Origin of the sequence: Staphylococcus sp. HMSC055C03, from assembly GCF_001809385.1 — a bacterium.
GTDB lineage: Bacteria > Bacillota > Bacilli > Staphylococcales > Staphylococcaceae > Staphylococcus > Staphylococcus simulans.
Window position 1 is genome coordinate 201,786 of sequence record NZ_KV797514.1, and the last position, 15,705, is coordinate 217,490.

Consider the following 15,705-nt stretch of genomic DNA (forward strand, 5'->3'; position numbering starts at 1 on the left):
AATTTTAGTTCACTCTATATTTTACCCTAACTGATTCTTAAACAACAGTGGGAACCTACTTAATTTTCTGACTTAATCTCAAAATGTTGTCATCACAGTCATCTCAGAATGAAATTTTTAAATAAAAAAATACCTTAGCTATTCGCTAAGGTACTGAAAGTTCAATTGCTATTATTTAGTATCGTTTGAACCTTTATTGTCATTTTGTTTTAAGTCTTCTTCAGTCACAATTCTGATATTATTTTGTGCTTCATCAGATTGTTTAACATCATCTAAAGTTGGTGATGTTGCATCTTCTGAATTAGAGAAGCGAGCTTTTTGCTCTTGTAAGAAACCTTTAGAGTCTTGTTTTACTTTTTCAGCATAGCCTTTAGGATCTTGTTTTACTTCGTTGAACGTTTCAGTTGCTTTAGATGCAACTTGGTTCGCTAATTCTTTAGCATTTTCTTTGTATGATTCTGGATTTTCTTTGTATTTATCATACTCTTGTTTTAGACGATCTCTGCTTTCTTTTCTTGATAATAATACTGCTGCAGTTGCTGCACCAATACCTAGTACTGCTTTAAAAAAGTTACTTGATTTTGCCATAATAATCACCTTGTCCTTTAAGAAATTAGTTTTTCACTAGTTCTAATTCTGCTTCCGTCAAAGTACGATATGCACCTTTTGACAGATTATCATCTAGTTTTAAGCTTCCGATTTGAACTCGCTTTAATTTAGTTACCTCATTTTCAATTGCGTGAAACATCCTTTTTACTTGATGGTAACGTCCTTCTTGAATTGTAACGTACACAATCCTTGGATTTTCCGTTAGTTCAAGCTTTGCAGGTTTAACCGGTCCATCTGATAATTCAATACCTTTTTCAAACTTTTGTACATCTTCCTCTGTTACAGGCAGTGCTGCTTCAACACGATATACTTTCGATACGTGTTTATTCGGACTCATTACATCATGATTAAATTGCCCATCATTCGTAATCAATAATAAGCCTTCAGTATCTTTATCAAGACGACCTACCGGAAATATGTCTAAATATTGGTAGTCTTCAATTAATCCGATAACCGTTAAGTGTTCTGCATCCTCTACAGCAGACACATAGCCTTCAGGTTTATTGAGCATCAGATAAATCTTATCAATATAAGTTATTTGTTCTCCATTGACTGTAATGATATCTGAATTCGGATCAATTTGTCGTTTGCTTTGTTTTTCTTTTTTGTTATTCACTTCAACAGCGTTCTGTTTAAGGAATTGTTTTACCTCACTGCGTGTTCCGACACCCATGTTCGATAAAAATTTATCCAATCGCATTATGAGATTCTCAACTTTCTACGTAACTTGCTTGGCAATTCACCTAAAAATTGGTCAGCAAGTCTTGTTTTCAGCGTGATACCGCCATAAACAACCATGCCGATAACAACCCCCACAATTAAGATAATCAGACTTCCGATTTTAGTTTGCGGTGACACAATCAGTTGCGTTACCCAATATGCTGCTTCAACACAAAGCATCATGATAAAGCCATAGATGAAGATTTTCGCAAACTGTATCCAAGTTTCTGTAAATGTAAACTTAGCATACTTTTTCAAAATATAAAAGTTACATATGTTCGCAAACAATAATGCGATACCTGTACTTAATACCGCACCTGCTGTATGGAATGCGACAATTAATGGGAAGTTCAAGACGACCTTAACGACGACTGCTGCTAAAATAACAAACACTGTCAATTTCTGTTTATCAATCCCTTGCAGCATTGATGCTGTAATACTTAATAAAGAAATCAGCATCGCGACGGGTGCGTAGAAGAATAATAAACGACTTCCGTCAAAGTTACTGCTATAGAACACTGTATATAACGGTGCTGCTAAAGCCATAATACCTAAACTTGCTGGAACTGTGATGAACATCAATACACCTAATGATGTTCTGATTTGACGATGCATTTCTGATAATTCCCCTGACTCATAAGTTTTAGTGATATAAGGGATTAAACTAATCGCGAAACCAGCAGCTAAAGATGTTGGTATCATCACAATTTTATTTGTTGTCATATTCAAGATTGTAAAGAAGTAGTCATGCAATTGTTGCGGTACTCCTGCCATACCTAACGCATTGTTATGTGTTAATTGGTCTACAATATTGAATAATGGGAAGTTCAAACTCACAATGACAAACGGGATACTATAAGAAATAATTTCCTTATACATTTTTGAATATGGTACATCTAAACCAGTAGTATCAGACGCTACCATTTTATCAATATGCGGTTTACGCTTTCGCCAGTAATACCATAGCGTAAAGATACCGACGATAGCACCGATTGCTGCCGCGAACGTAGCGACACCATTCGCCATCAATACTGATCCACCCATCACATTTAACACGACATAACTGCCGCCTAAAATGAAAATAATACGTGCAACTTGTTCAGTTACTTCAGAAATAGCTGTAGGTCCCATAGATTTAAATCCTTGGAACACACCTCGCCAAGTTGCAAGTAATGGAATGAAGATAACAACTGTACTGATAATACGAATAATCCACGTGATGTCTTCGACAGTCCAGCCGCCCTCTATGTTTGATTTATGCGCAAGTGTCACATTGGCAATCAATGGTGATAATGCATATAAAATAATAAAACCGATAACACCGCTGATTGACATAACGATAAAACTTGATCGATATAACTTTTGACTGACATGATATGCACCGATTGCATTATATTTCGCAACATATTTTGATGCGGCCAATGGCACACCAGCAGTTGCTACCGCAATCGCAATATTATAAGGTGCATATGCATAGTTGAACGGGGCCAAGTTTTCTTCTCCGCCGATAATGGCATAAAACGGAATGATAAATAGCACACCTAGTATTTTAGTTATTAAAATACTTACCGTTAGAAGAAAGGTCCCTCTTACTAATTCTTGACTTTCATTCATTACAATCTTCCTATCTGAAAATAATTTTAATCTTATCCTACTACCAACAATTGTCAGCAGTTACTTTTTTTCATTAGTATTATAGCTTAAAATAGTGTTAACAGGAAAGATTATATAAATAATTTCACAACAGTGTCAGAGAAATATATCGCAGGCACTGCAAAACAAACAAATGACTCACCTAAGCTTTCACAATAACCTAAATACAATACAGAAATCAAATTTAAAGGAGGCAGACGCGCATATTCATTTCAGCGCGTACCGATTATATGTATCAATCGATTATTATCGGCGGCGGACCCAGTGGTTTAATGTCTGCAGCAGCCGCAAGTCAAAACAAACAAAAAGTATTATTAATAGAAAAGAAAAAAGGACTCGGCAGGAAATTAAAAATTTCAGGTGGCGGACGATGTAATGTCACAAATCGACTGCCCTATGATGAAATTATTCGCCACATTCCAGGTAACGGAAAATTCTTATACAGTCCTTTTTCAGTCTTTGATAACGAATCCATTATTGAGTTCTTCGAATCTCGTGGTGTGAAACTTAAAGAAGAAGATCACGGCAGAATGTTCCCGGTTTCTAACCGTGCTCAAGACGTCGTAGATACTTTAGTTCAAGAACTCAAAAATAATAATGTTGAAATTAAAGAAGAAATTGCAGTCAAACATATTAAGCTAGATGAGGACGGCCATTTTATTGTGACAGATCAAAATGATCAAGTTTATCATAGTAAGACCGTTGTTATTGCGACGGGTGGGACAAGTGTTCCGCAAACAGGATCAACTGGAGATGGCTATACGTTTGCTGAGTCTCTCGGTCATACAATAACTGAACTCTTCCCTACTGAAGTCCCAATTACTTCTAAAGAACCTTTTATTATCAGGAAGACTCTAAAAGGATTGAGTTTAAAAGATGTCGCATTATCAGTGCTTAGAAAAAATGGCAAACCGCGTATCACACATCAAATGGATATGATTTTCACTCATTTTGGAATCAGTGGTCCAGCCGCATTACGATGCAGCCAATTCGTCTACAAAGAACAAAAATCTCAAAAGAAACAAGACATTCAAATGCAATTAGATGTGTTCCCTGACGAAAAAGAAAATGAGGTTCAAGCGCGTATCAAATCTTTAATTAAAGAAACACCAGATAAACTTGTTAAAAACAGTCTGCGTGGGATTATTGAAGAACGCTATCTCAACTTTATACTAGAACAAACTGGTGTAGCTGAAGACACTACAGGTCATCATATTTCCAACCAACAAATCCTGACGCTTGCACAACTGTTCAAAGGTTTTACATTTACAGTGAATGGTACGTTACCTATTGAAAAAGCATTTGTGACTGGTGGCGGTGTTTCTATTAAAGAAATTGAACCGCATACAATGATGTCAAAAATTACACCTGGCCTATTTTTATGCGGTGAAGTTTTAGATATTCATGGTTATACTGGCGGTTACAATATTACAAGCGCATTGGTTACAGGCCGTGTATCAGGTATCAATGCCGGACAGTTTGAATAGTTTTCCACATAATTTAATCAACAAAATGAAAAATAGCCGAAACTGCATCGTAATTTTACGACCAGTTTCGGCTATTATCATTCAATTAGATACTATTAATTTCTAAACCTTCATCGCCCCAAGCTTTCATGCCGCCTTCTACATTAACCGCATGAATATTAGGGTTTTGTTCTTTCAAGTAATTCACTACATTCGCACTGCGAACACCTGCAGCACAGATAATGTAATACGTATCATTCTCATTGAATTCATTAAGGTTATCAGGAATTTCATTCATTGGAATAGTTGTTGCTCCTGGAATAATACCTTTCGCTGTTTCTTCGTTTTCTCGGACATCAACGATATGAATTGGTTCATTATCGAACATTTTCTTTTTCAATTCATCAGTTGTGATTGATTCCATAACTTAATCATCCTCCTTTATTATTTAGCTACAATATTAACTAATTTTTGCGGAACTGCGATGACTTTCTTGATGTCTTTATCCCCTATATCTAATTTAACATTCTCATTGTGTAACGCAATATCTTCCATTTCTTCTTTTGACGCATCTTTTGGAATGAAGACTTTTGCTCTTACTTTGCCATTAACTTGGACAACGATTTCAACTTCGTCATCTACTAACAATGCTTCATCGAAATCTGGCCAAGGTTGGTAACTGATTGTCTCATCATGACCTAATTTAGCCCATAGTTCTTCACCTAAGTGTGGTGCAATAGGTGATAACATTTTAACGAAACCTTCAACATATGGTTTGTATAATTGATCAGCTTTATAACCTTCATTGATGAAGACCATCAATTGACTGATTGCTGTGTTGAAGTTCAATGTATCAAAGTCTTCTGTCACCTTTTTAACAGTTTGGTTATAAACTTTTTGAAGTGACTTATCATCAGTATCTACAATCTTAGAAGATAATGAACCATCTTCATTTACAAACAATCTCCATACACGGTCTAAGAAACGTCTTGAACCATCTAAACCTTTTTCACTCCAAGCGATAGCCGCATCTAAAGGTCCCATAAACATTTCATATAAACGTAATGTGTCAGCACCGTGAGAACGGATGATATCATCAGGGTTTACAACGTTACCGCGAGATTTACTCATTTTTTCGTTACCTTCACCTAAGATCATACCTTGGTTGAATAATTTTTGGAATGGTTCTTTCGTTGGTACAACGCCTAAATCATAAAGTACTTTATGCCAGAATCTTGCATAGAGTAAGTGAAGTACAGCGTGTTCTACACCACCGATATATAAATCAACCGGTAACCAATGTTTTAATTTTTCTGGATCTGCTAACATTTCATCGTTATGCGGATCAATATAGCGTAAGTAGTACCAGCAACTGCCTGCCCATTGTGGCATCGTATTCGTTTCACGACGACCCTTCATACCAGTTTCTGGATCTACAACGTTTACGAATTCATCAATATTCGCAAGTGGAGATTCACCAGTACCAGAAGGTTCGATAGAATCAGTTTCTGGTAATAATAATGGTAATTCATCAGTCGGAACAGTTGTCATAGTGCCATCTTCCCAATGAATAATTGGAATAGGTTCACCCCAATAACGTTGACGGCTGAATAACCAGTCACGAAGTTTATAATTGACTTTTTTCTCGCCGGCACCTTTTTCTTCTAACAATTCAATTGCTTTTGTAATGGCTTCAGCATTATGCAACCCATCTAAAGCACCAGAATTTACATGTGGACCATCGCCTGTGTATGCCGCTTCTGAAATATCTCCGCCTTCAATAACTTCTTTGATTGGCAAATCAAATTTTTGTGCGAATTCATAGTCACGTTCATCATGCGCAGGAACAGCCATCACAGCTCCTGTACCATAAGATGATAAGACATAGTCCGCAATCCAGATTGGTAATTTTTCACCAGATAATGGATTAATCGCATAAGCACCAGTGAATACACCTGTTTTGTCTTTTGCTAAATCTGTACGTTCCAAATCAGATTTCATAGAAGCATCTTTTTGGTATTTTTCCACTTCTGCTTTATGATCTTCTGTTGTAATTTGAGAGACTAACTCATGTTCTGGACTTAATACTGCGAAAGTCGCACCATAAATAGTGTCCGGACGTGTCGTAAACACATCAATTTTACCGCCATGATTTTCAACTTCAAACGTAACTTTTGCCCCTTCAGAACGACCAATCCAGTTACGTTGCATATCTTTAATTGATTCAGGCCAATCTAAATCTTCTAAGTCTTCTAATAAACGGTCTGCATATTCTGTAATACGAAGTACCCATTGACGCATAGGACGACGATATACTGGGAAACCACCACGTTCTGAAACGCCATCTACAACTTCTTCGTTAGATAAAACCGCTTTAAGTTCAGGACACCAGTTCACAGCTACTTCATCAACATAAGCTAAACCTTTATTGAACAGTTGGATGAATACCCATTGTGTCCATTTATAATAGTCAGGATCTGTTGTGCTTAATTCTCTATCCCAGTCATAACTGAAACCTAATTCTTGAATTTGGCGTTTAAACGTTTGAATATTCTTTTTAGTGAATTCACGTGGATCATTGCCTGTATTCAACGCATATTGTTCTGCTGGTAAACCGAAAGCATCCCATCCCATAGGATGTAACACGTTGTACCCTTGCATACGTTTGTAACGTGAAATAATATCTGTTGCTGTATAACCTTCAGGGTGCCCAACATGAAGTCCAGCACCTGATGGATACGGGAACATATCTAAAGCATAAAATTTCTTTTGACCCAAGTTATCGTTCGTTTTGAACGTTTTGTGTTCTGCCCAATAATCTTGCCATTTCTTCTCAATTTCTTGATGATTAAAACTCACTTTGCTTTCCTCCTAATAAAAAAATACAACTCAAACTATTATGCTTTGCTTATGAAGGACGACATTGTGCCGCGGTACCACCTTCATTCGTATCTTCTACGCACCTCATACATAATAGCTCGAGCTGTATTATTCTTAATATAATCGCTGGTAAGTTCATTTAAATGACTTAACTGGTTTGCACCGAACACCAGCTCTCTTGATAAGTCCATTAAATTACTACTCCATATACACTTATAACTATATTTTATTCTAACTCTTAATGCAAGTCTTAAATTCCTAGTCACCGCTTCTATTCTCATTGATATATATATGAAGTTTTTCTACGTCCCTGCTTATCCATAAAAAGAAAAAAACAAGATATACCACGTATACCTTGTTTAAACATCAAATTCATCTGGTGATAAACGTTTATCATATATAAATAAGAAAAACATCGAAATAAACAATAAGCCCATCATCGTTAAGAACATGGCTTGCATATTGAAACTGTCAACTAAAATACCGCCGATTAAAGGTCCGAATGCTTTACCGACCGTCGCTGCTGAATTAACAATACCTTGATAAGCACCTTGTTTACCTTCAGGCGCTAATTGATTCGCAATAGTTGGAACGGCTGGCCATACGAACATTTCACCAAGCGTTAAAATGATCATCCCAATCACAAATACTGAGAATTGCTCCGCAAAGCTTGTCACAAAGAATGACACGATGAATACGCAAATTCCGACAAACATCTGTTTCTTCAAATTACCTCTAAGTAAGCGAATAACCGGATAAATTAAAGGTTGGGCTACTAAGATCATAATACCGTTAATTGTCCATAGAACACTGTATTGAGACAATGAAATATTCATTTCTTGAGTGAATGAAGCGATAGTACTTTCCCATTGAATATATGCAATCCAACAAATTGAAAACATAACACAAAGTAATAACAAAGCCACAAAACGTTTGCGATATTTCTTTTGTGCCCATTGGTTTGCATCGGGTATTTTAACTTTACCGCGATATTGTAAATTAAATTGTGTCACTGCCACGATAAAGAATGCGACATACATTAACAAGTTTGCGATGAAAATGTAATTAAAGCTGAGTTCAGCTACATACCCAGCAATAGCAGCACCAAATGCGACACCTAAGTTTTGTGCTAAATAGATAGCATTAAAGGTTTGGCGTCCACCATTCGGCCAAACTGCACCTGCCATCGCATAAATTGCCGGGATAATGATACCGCCCCCAAATCCTAACATGACTAACCATACCGCATATAAAGGCCATCCATGATAGAAATTCAATAATGTCGTTGCACATAAACAAATCACTGCACCGCTCATAATCGTAATAAAACCACCGAGCTTATCAAAGAAAAAGCCACCTAATAAGTTCCCGACAACCATACCTAAAGAGTTGATCATTAAAACCATTCCGGCAGTCGTCAAACTCTTCCCTAATTCCTGACTCATATAAATCGTATTTAAAGGCCATAAAAAACTAGCACCCATAATATTGATGGCCATACCAATAACTAACCACCAAATGGATTTAGGCATATTCATACTGTTCCACCCGCTTTCTATTCTTTTTATCTTTTTCTCAGGCAAAAACGTTCTGTATTTTTACCAATAAAAATTTCGCAAACAGAGACAAATAACTGTAAGCGAAACGTGTTTAGGATTTATATTGAATTGAATTTTGGATTTTGCAACCAAATCATCTTACTATAATTTTCAAATGAATAAAAGACCTAATTCGGATTTTCTCCTCAACATGTCCCTTCAATTTATGGTAAAATCTTACAATGGATTAATTTAAGAAAGGAAAATGTCATATGGGTCGATATTTTACGTATGCATTTGAAGATAAACGTTATCATACATGGAATTACCATTTAAAAAATAGATTCGGACAAAAGATATTTAAAGTCGCATTAGATGGAGGCTTTGATTGCCCAAACCGAGACGGCACTGTTGCACATGGCGGTTGCACATTCTGCTCAGCTGCAGGAAGTGGTGACTTTGCGGGAAATCGTGCAGATCCGATTGATGTACAATTTAAAGAAATTAAAGAACGCATGCATGAAAAATGGCATGAAGGTAAATATATTGCTTATTTCCAAGCCTTTACAAATACACACGCACCTGTCGAAGTGTTAAAAGAAAAATTTGAACCTGTGTTGAAAGAACCTGGTGTTGTCGGCTTATCCATTGGAACAAGACCTGACTGTCTTCCTGACGATGTGGTTGAATACTTAGCCGATTTAAATAAACGTACGTATTTATGGGTGGAATTAGGATTACAAACCGTACATCAAAAAACTTCCGATTTAATCAACCGTGCACATGATATGCAGACATATTATGATGGTGTTGCTAAATTGAGAAAACATAATATTAACGTGTGTACCCACATTATTAATGGTTTGCCTGGTGAAGATTATGACATGATGATGGAAACAGCAAAAACTGTCGCACAAATGGATGTTCAAGGTATCAAAATCCATCTATTACACTTACTTAAAGGCACACCGATGGTAAAACAATATGAAAAAGGCATGTTGAATTTTATGTCACAAGAAGAATATGTCAACTTAGTTTGTGATCAATTAGAAATCTTGCCACCTGAAATGATTATTCATCGTATTACAGGTGATGGCCCAATTGATTTAATGGTTGGACCAATGTGGAGTGTTAATAAGTGGGAAGTGCTGAATGCGATTGATGCAGAATTAGCACGTCGTCATTCCGCACAAGGTGAACATTATCAACCTGTAGAGAAAGTAGAACAATCATGAAAGTAGAACGTATTTTACCTTTTGCGAAGTCATTAATTATTTCTCACATCAATAAAACTAGCACAGTAGTAGATGCTACGTGCGGCAATGGACATGACACATTATTTTTAGCCCAGCATGTTCCAAAGGGGCATGTGTATGGGTTTGATATACAGGAAGCGGCTATCAAAGCAGCACGAGAGAAAGTAAAAGATTATAACAACACTACTTTGATCTTAGATGGACATGAACATGTATCACACTACATCAAACAAGAAGATTTGCCGATTGATGCGGCAATCTTTAATTTAGGATACTTGCCTAAAGGTGATAAACATATTGTGACGACTTCTGAAACTACTATACAAGCCATTGAGTCACTTTTTGAAATGTTAGCACCAGAAGGTATTATTGTAATTGTGATTTACCCTGGCCATCCTGAAGGTCGAATAGAAAGCAATGTTGTCTTTGAATATCTTCAACAATTCGATCAACAAAAAGCACATGTCTTACAATACGGTTTTATTAACCAACAAAATAATCCACCTTATATTTGCGCGATTGAAAAAAGATAATATCTGAGTATAAAAATAAGAGCAGTTACCGCATAATGCGATAGCTGCTCTTGTTGTATTTAAATTTAGTTAAATAATTTATCTACACTTTTAGTTGTTTCTTTTAATACTTCTACAGAGTGGCTAAACTCTTTAGTTTCTCTTTCATTTAAAGGTGTTTCATAAATTTTCACTGCACCTGCACGGTTTACAAGTGTTGGTACACCGATGTAAACATCTTTATGACCGTATTCACCTTCTAAGTAACTTGAAACTGTTAATACAAGATTTTGGTTACGTAAAATGGCTTTAGAAATGTGTAATAAGCCCATTGAGATACCATAATAAGTTGCGCCTTTAGCTTTAATGATGTCATAAGCTGCATCACGTGTATTTAAGAAGATTTCTTCAATACGTTTTGCACGTTCAGGATCACCATTTAAAATATCATATAAATTTTGACCTGCAATACTTGCTTGTGACCATACTGCTAATTCTGAATCACCATGTTCACCAATAATGCTAGCATTAACACTTTCAGGTGCTACACCGAATTCTGCACCTAATTCATATTTGAAACGTGCTGTATCTAGAATTGTACCAGAACCGATAACACGTTCTTTTGGTAAACCAGAAACTTTTTTAGTGACATAAGTAAGCACATCTACTGGGTTAGCAGCAATTAAGAAAATACCATCAAAACCGCTGTCCATAATTTGACCCACAATTGATTTGAAGATTTTAGTATTTTTTTCTACTAAATCTAAGCGTGTTTCACCAGGTTTTTGGGGTGCACCTGCAGTGATAACAACTAAATCAGCATCTGAACAATCAGCATATGAACCTGCTGTAACGATAGATGGTGATTCACCATAAGGCATACCATGGTTTAAGTCTAGTACATCGCCTTTTACTTTTTCTTCTACTAAATCAATAATTACTAATTGATCAGCAACACCTTGTGCTACCATAGCGAATGCATAACTAGAACCTACTGCACCATCGCCTACTAAAACTACTTTATTCGCTTTTACATTACTCATATTACTTACCCTCTCCAATTTAGAATCGCTTCTATGTGATTTATTTCACATATACAAGATACCAATTTCAGCCTATAAAATCAATGCGAAATGCTTGGAAATTTTACACATTGTAAACATTTACCGACAATACAAAAGACGCTGTAATGGTAAAGGTTATTACAGCGCCTTTTTGATTAAATTTCAATTTGATCATCAATGTCATTTGGTATAAAACCTAATGCATTGACTTTGTTATTTAAATAACTAAGGATATAACGCATGACTAACGGACGCTCTGGTTCATTATGAATTTCATGGTAGAGTCCTTCCCATGCTTTATAATAAAGTTCGTCTGTTTTTACACGTTTTTTGATTTCTACAATCGCATCGGTGTCTAAAATTTGATCTTCTTTCCCATACATTAAGCACATTGGGATACTTTGGATGTCTTCTAAATGTTCTAAAGTCTTTTTCATGACATGAACAACTTCTTTATACCAATGGTAAGATACTTTTGTCAGCATCAAACCATCTTCTTTAGTTTCTCTTATAACTTCTTCATTTCTTGTTAAATGCTCAGGTTCAATGCCTACATTAAAGCGCATATCTTTAACGCCTGCACCAATATTAGATGTAAATAGATTTTTGCGTGTTTTAGCATTTGTCTTAAACGCAACTAATGGCGAAAGTAAAATAATACCTTCAATCGGCAACTCAGTTCTTTCCATTAAATTTAATGTAATCAAACCGCCTAAGCCGACACCCATTAAAAATGTAGGTAATTTATATTCACTCGCTATTCTCAACCATTCCAAGATATGTTCGTGATAGACTTCAAAGTTGTCGATTTGACCTTTATTAGATCTTGAAGTTTGGCCTTGTCCAGGCAAATCACCCATAATCACATGATATCCATTTCGTCTGAGTGATGTAATCACATAGGCATATCTGCCTGTATGTTCTAATATATTATGAGCAATAACTATGACACCTTTTGCTTCGCTTTCTGTTTCCCACTTCCACATATCAACGACTACCCTTCTACTGAATTAATTACTATTATTGTATCAAAACGAACCGATTAAAATCTATTTAGAACTGACATATATACTCAACGGAATTAAGGATAACCTTTTTAGTATTGTGTTCTTTTCTCATATCAATTACATAATTTACTATTAGTGTTATTTATAAATAAATAAGTATATTTGTATATTGTTAACGTTTTCATACATTTATGAAACATGATACACTATTTTTAACAGAGTTGTATGGGAGGAATTTACATGCCATTAGTCAAAGATTTTTTTATCAGTTTATCAAATAACACTTTTTTGAACCAAGCAGCACGAAAATACGGACCTATGTTAGGTGCCAGTAAAGTAGTTGTTGGTAACTCGATTGATGAAGTTATTAAGACAATCCAAACACTTAATGATAAGGGGATTACGGTGACTGTCGATTGTCTTGGTGAATTTGTAGATTCAAAAGAACAAAGTATTAAAGAAAAGAAAATTATTTTAACTGTACTACAAGCAATTTACGACAACAATTTAGACGCACATATTTCTCTTAAAATCAGTCAATTAGGCGCAGAGTTCGATGTACATTTGGCAGAACAGAACTTAAGAGAAATTGTAGAAAAAGGAAAGTCACTTGGTAATATTCATATCAATATTGATACCGAGAAATATGCAGGCTTATCAAATATCCTCTACGTATTGGATGAATTATCAAAAGATTATGATAACATCGGAACAGTAGTTCAAGCTTATTTATATTCAGCCGACAATATGATTGAAAATTACCCGCACATTCGATTACGTTTAGTCAAAGGTGCTTATAAAGAAAATGCGTCTATCGCCTACCAAACTAAAGAGGACATCGATGAGAATTACATTAAGCTTATCGAAAAAAGACTGAAAAGTGCGAAGAATTTTACATCTATCGCTACACATGACCACAAAATCATTGATCATGTTAAAAAATTCGTTAAAGAGAACAACATAGATTGTGATAATTTCGAATTTCAAATGTTGTATGGTTTCCGTTCAGAGTTAGCTTATGAAATTGCCGAAGACGGTTATCATTTCTGTATCTATGTTCCATTTGGCGAAGATTGGTTCGGATACTTTATGCGACGTTTAGCTGAACGTCCGCAAAATTTAAATTTAGCTGTCAAAGAATTTGTGAAACCTAAAACACTTGCTGTAGGCGCTGGCGCAATTGCCGCAATTATTGGTTTAAGTTTCGGTCTCAAAGGCTTAAAGAAACGCAAGTAAATACTGTATTCATGAAAAAGGCAAGACCACTATCGGCCTTGCCTTTTGTCTGTTATTTTTAATTCAAAAACACTTATTGAATTGATTTTAATAAGTTTGCCATTTCAATTGCAGCCATTGCTGATTCTGCACCTTTATTGCCTGCTTTTGTACCTGCTCGTTCGATTGCTTGTTCAATTGTCTCAGTTGTTAGTACACCGAAGATTACTGGCAAGCCTGCTGTATCACTCACTTTTGATACGCCTTTTGCAACTTCATTACATACATAATCATAATGAGATGTTGCTCCGCGAATGACACAACCTAATGTAATCACTGCATCATACTTATTTGTTTCTGCTAATTTTTTAGCAGCTAGTGGAATTTCAAATGCACCTGGTACAAATGCTACATCAATATTATCATTTTCTACTTCATGACGAACTAATACATCTTTAGCCCCTTCTAATAAGCGACCTGTAATAAAATCATTAAAACGACTCACAACAATACCGATTTTTAAATCTTTACCTAATAGTTTACCTTCAAAGTTCATGTTAATTCCTCCAATAATATCGTTAAAATTTATTAAATCATGTGTCCCATTTTTTCTTTTTTCGTTTGCATATAATCATGATTGTGACTACATTCAGGTACAATCAGTTCAATTCGCTTTTCAACTTCAATACCATAATGTTTTAACCCTTTGAATTTTTCTGGGTTATTACTTAACAAGTTCACTTTTTCAATGCCGAAGTGTTTTAAAATTTCAGCAGCATGATAATAATCTCGTAAATCTTCTTCAAAACCTAATGCTAAATTTGCAGTGACTGTATCGTGACCTTGTTCAATCAGTTCATAGGCTTTCAGTTTATTAATTAAGCCAATGCCTCGACCTTCTTGTGGTAAGTAAATCACCATACCGTCGTGTTCATCGATGTATTTCATTGCTGCTTCTAATTGAGCACCACAGTCACAACGTTGACTATGGAAAATATCACCTGTCAGACAAGATGAATGAATACGTACATTTTCAACGTTTTGAATGTCACCTTTAACAATTGCTACAATTTCATCATGTGAATAATCTGATTCAAATCCATACATATCAAATGTACCGAAATCTGTAGGTAATTTTACTTTAGCTTTTGCATGCATGTGCTGTTCATGCAATTTACGGTAATGAATTAAAGATTCAATAGTAATCATTTTTAATTGATGTTTTTCTTTAAATGCTTGGAGTTGCTCACCTTTAGCCATTGTGCCGTCTTCATTCATGATTTCACAAATAAGACCTGCTGGTTTTGAACCTGTCATACTTGCTAAATCTACAGCCGCTTCCGTATGTCCTGGACGTACTAGAACCCCGCCGATTCTAGCAATCAATGGAAATAAATGACCTGGTCTATTAAAATCTGCACTTGTACTCTCATCATTAATCAAAGCTTTAGCTGTCAGCATTCTCTCAGCAGCGCTGATACCTGTCGTAGTATCGATATGATCAATACTTTCAGTAAATGCTGTACCAAATGCATCACTGTTATCTTTAACCATCGGCTCTAAATTTAATGAGCGTGCGATAGAAGGAGCTAGAGGTGCACAAATTAAACCACGTGCTTCTCGTGCCATAAAATTGACTGTATTTTCATTCATCAATTCCGTTACAGCTACTAAGTCCCCTTCATTTTCTCGGTCTTCATTATCCACAACAATAATACTTTCACCTTGTTTTAGTGCTTCAACTGCACTTTCGATATCATCAAATTGCATTTCTGAACACTCCTC

General features: G+C 35.7%; 14 protein-coding genes and 1 other annotated feature. Of the genes, 4 read left to right on the forward strand and 10 right to left on the reverse strand.

Features of this window, described 5'->3' with window-relative positions; translation table 11 throughout:
- Positions 1-171 precede the first annotated feature (171 nt).
- Genes HMPREF2603_RS11350 through HMPREF2603_RS11360 form a run of 3 tightly spaced genes read right to left on the reverse strand, consistent with a single transcriptional unit; the run spans position 172 to position 2,943 of the window.
- Positions 172-588 carry a YtxH domain-containing protein gene (locus tag HMPREF2603_RS11350; RefSeq protein ID WP_060804821.1) on the reverse strand — a complete coding sequence of 139 codons (417 nt, stop codon included), beginning with the start codon at positions 586-588 and terminating at the stop codon, positions 172-174.
- Between the two features lie 25 nt (positions 589-613).
- Complete coding sequence (locus tag HMPREF2603_RS11355) at positions 614-1,309, reverse strand: pseudouridine synthase (protein ID WP_070502112.1); 696 nt, start codon at positions 1,307-1,309, stop codon at positions 614-616.
- Positions 1,309-2,943: a putative polysaccharide biosynthesis protein gene (locus HMPREF2603_RS11360; protein ID WP_060804823.1), complete on the reverse strand. Its 1,635-nt coding sequence runs from the start codon at positions 2,941-2,943 to the stop codon at positions 1,309-1,311. The genes HMPREF2603_RS11355 and HMPREF2603_RS11360 overlap by 1 nt, the downstream gene beginning before the upstream one ends.
- 269 nt (positions 2,944-3,212) lie before the next feature.
- Here HMPREF2603_RS11360 and HMPREF2603_RS11365 point away from each other — a divergent pair, with 269 nt between their 5' ends.
- Positions 3,213-4,469, forward strand: a complete 1,257-nt coding sequence (locus HMPREF2603_RS11365) for a BaiN/RdsA family NAD(P)/FAD-dependent oxidoreductase (protein ID WP_060804824.1) — start codon at positions 3,213-3,215, stop codon at positions 4,467-4,469.
- Positions 4,470-4,554: 85 nt separating this feature from the next.
- On the opposite strand, the gene HMPREF2603_RS11370 is transcribed toward HMPREF2603_RS11365, so the two are convergent.
- The 3 genes from HMPREF2603_RS11370 to HMPREF2603_RS11380 all read right to left on the reverse strand — a co-directional run bounded on the left by HMPREF2603_RS11370 (position 4,555) and on the right by HMPREF2603_RS11380 (position 8,866).
- The gene (locus HMPREF2603_RS11370; RefSeq protein ID WP_002481231.1) at positions 4,555-4,872 is read right to left on the reverse strand and encodes a rhodanese-like domain-containing protein; all 318 of its coding nucleotides are present in this window, start codon (positions 4,870-4,872) and stop codon (positions 4,555-4,557) included.
- Between the two features lie 20 nt (positions 4,873-4,892).
- Complete coding sequence (gene leuS / locus HMPREF2603_RS11375) at positions 4,893-7,307, reverse strand: leucine--tRNA ligase (RefSeq protein WP_002481232.1); 2,415 nt, start codon at positions 7,305-7,307, stop codon at positions 4,893-4,895.
- A 51-nt stretch (positions 7,308-7,358) separates the two neighbouring features.
- Positions 7,359-7,549 (reverse strand) — a binding site (T-box leader).
- 138 nt (positions 7,550-7,687) lie between these two features.
- Complete coding sequence (locus tag HMPREF2603_RS11380; protein WP_002481234.1) at positions 7,688-8,866, reverse strand: MDR family MFS transporter; 1,179 nt, start codon at positions 8,864-8,866, stop codon at positions 7,688-7,690.
- A 272-nt stretch (positions 8,867-9,138) separates the two neighbouring features.
- Here HMPREF2603_RS11380 and HMPREF2603_RS11385 point away from each other — a divergent pair, with 272 nt between their 5' ends.
- Positions 9,139-10,101, forward strand: coding sequence for a tRNA modification radical SAM protein MnmL/YtqA (locus HMPREF2603_RS11385; protein ID WP_057509782.1), 963 nt, complete (start codon positions 9,139-9,141; stop codon positions 10,099-10,101).
- Positions 10,098-10,655 (forward strand): tRNA 5-(aminomethyl)-2-thiouridylate-methyltransferase MnmM, encoded by a 558-nt coding sequence (locus tag HMPREF2603_RS11390; RefSeq protein ID WP_060804826.1) that lies wholly within the window; start codon positions 10,098-10,100, stop codon positions 10,653-10,655. The genes HMPREF2603_RS11385 and HMPREF2603_RS11390 overlap by 4 nt, the downstream gene beginning before the upstream one ends.
- Positions 10,656-10,720: 65 nt before the next feature.
- Here HMPREF2603_RS11390 and HMPREF2603_RS11395 read toward each other — a convergent pair whose 3' ends face one another.
- Both HMPREF2603_RS11395 and HMPREF2603_RS11400 read right to left on the reverse strand, forming a co-directional pair.
- Complete coding sequence (locus tag HMPREF2603_RS11395; RefSeq protein ID WP_070502114.1) at positions 10,721-11,677, reverse strand: L-lactate dehydrogenase; 957 nt, start codon at positions 11,675-11,677, stop codon at positions 10,721-10,723.
- Between the two features lie 176 nt (positions 11,678-11,853).
- Positions 11,854-12,684, reverse strand: coding sequence for an alpha/beta fold hydrolase (locus HMPREF2603_RS11400; RefSeq protein WP_002481238.1), 831 nt, complete (start codon positions 12,682-12,684; stop codon positions 11,854-11,856).
- Positions 12,685-12,945: 261 nt separating this feature from the next.
- On the opposite strand from HMPREF2603_RS11400, the gene HMPREF2603_RS11405 reads away from it, so the two are divergent.
- Positions 12,946-13,941, forward strand: a complete 996-nt coding sequence (locus tag HMPREF2603_RS11405) for a proline dehydrogenase family protein (protein WP_060804827.1) — start codon at positions 12,946-12,948, stop codon at positions 13,939-13,941.
- Positions 13,942-14,014: 73 nt separating this feature from the next.
- On the opposite strand, the gene ribE is transcribed toward HMPREF2603_RS11405, so the two are convergent.
- Both ribE and HMPREF2603_RS11415 read right to left on the reverse strand, forming a co-directional pair.
- The gene (ribE, locus tag HMPREF2603_RS11410; RefSeq protein ID WP_023015994.1) at positions 14,015-14,476 is read right to left on the reverse strand and encodes a 6,7-dimethyl-8-ribityllumazine synthase; all 462 of its coding nucleotides are present in this window, start codon (positions 14,474-14,476) and stop codon (positions 14,015-14,017) included.
- A gap of 32 nt (positions 14,477-14,508) precedes the next feature.
- The gene (locus tag HMPREF2603_RS11415; RefSeq protein WP_023015995.1) at positions 14,509-15,690 is read right to left on the reverse strand and encodes a bifunctional 3,4-dihydroxy-2-butanone-4-phosphate synthase/GTP cyclohydrolase II; all 1,182 of its coding nucleotides are present in this window, start codon (positions 15,688-15,690) and stop codon (positions 14,509-14,511) included.
- Positions 15,691-15,705 lie beyond the last annotated feature (15 nt).

Bases quoted from the DNA above. Each gene is read 5' to 3' on its own strand.
- HMPREF2603_RS11415 (WP_023015995.1), bottom strand. From the start codon at position 15,690: ATGCAATTTGATGATATCGAAAGTGCAGTTGAAGCACTAAAACAAGGT.
- HMPREF2603_RS11395 (WP_070502114.1), bottom strand. From the start codon at position 11,677: ATGAGTAATGTAAAAGCGAATAAAGTAGTTTTAGTAGGCGATGGTGCA.
- HMPREF2603_RS11355 (WP_070502112.1), bottom strand. From the start codon at position 1,309: ATGCGATTGGATAAATTTTTATCGAACATGGGTGTCGGAACACGCAGT.
- ribE (WP_023015994.1), bottom strand. From the start codon at position 14,476: ATGAACTTTGAAGGTAAACTATTAGGTAAAGATTTAAAAATCGGTATT.
- HMPREF2603_RS11400 (WP_002481238.1), bottom strand. From the start codon at position 12,684: ATGTGGAAGTGGGAAACAGAAAGCGAAGCAAAAGGTGTCATAGTTATT.
- HMPREF2603_RS11350 (WP_060804821.1), bottom strand. From the start codon at position 588: ATGGCAAAATCAAGTAACTTTTTTAAAGCAGTACTAGGTATTGGTGCA.
- HMPREF2603_RS11405 (WP_060804827.1), top strand. From the start codon at position 12,946: ATGCCATTAGTCAAAGATTTTTTTATCAGTTTATCAAATAACACTTTT.
- HMPREF2603_RS11380 (WP_002481234.1), bottom strand. From the start codon at position 8,866: ATGAATATGCCTAAATCCATTTGGTGGTTAGTTATTGGTATGGCCATC.
- HMPREF2603_RS11385 (WP_057509782.1), top strand. From the start codon at position 9,139: ATGGGTCGATATTTTACGTATGCATTTGAAGATAAACGTTATCATACA.
- HMPREF2603_RS11390 (WP_060804826.1), top strand. From the start codon at position 10,098: ATGAAAGTAGAACGTATTTTACCTTTTGCGAAGTCATTAATTATTTCT.
- HMPREF2603_RS11370 (WP_002481231.1), bottom strand. From the start codon at position 4,872: ATGGAATCAATCACAACTGATGAATTGAAAAAGAAAATGTTCGATAAT.
- HMPREF2603_RS11360 (WP_060804823.1), bottom strand. From the start codon at position 2,943: ATGAATGAAAGTCAAGAATTAGTAAGAGGGACCTTTCTTCTAACGGTA.
- HMPREF2603_RS11365 (WP_060804824.1), top strand. From the start codon at position 3,213: ATGTATCAATCGATTATTATCGGCGGCGGACCCAGTGGTTTAATGTCT.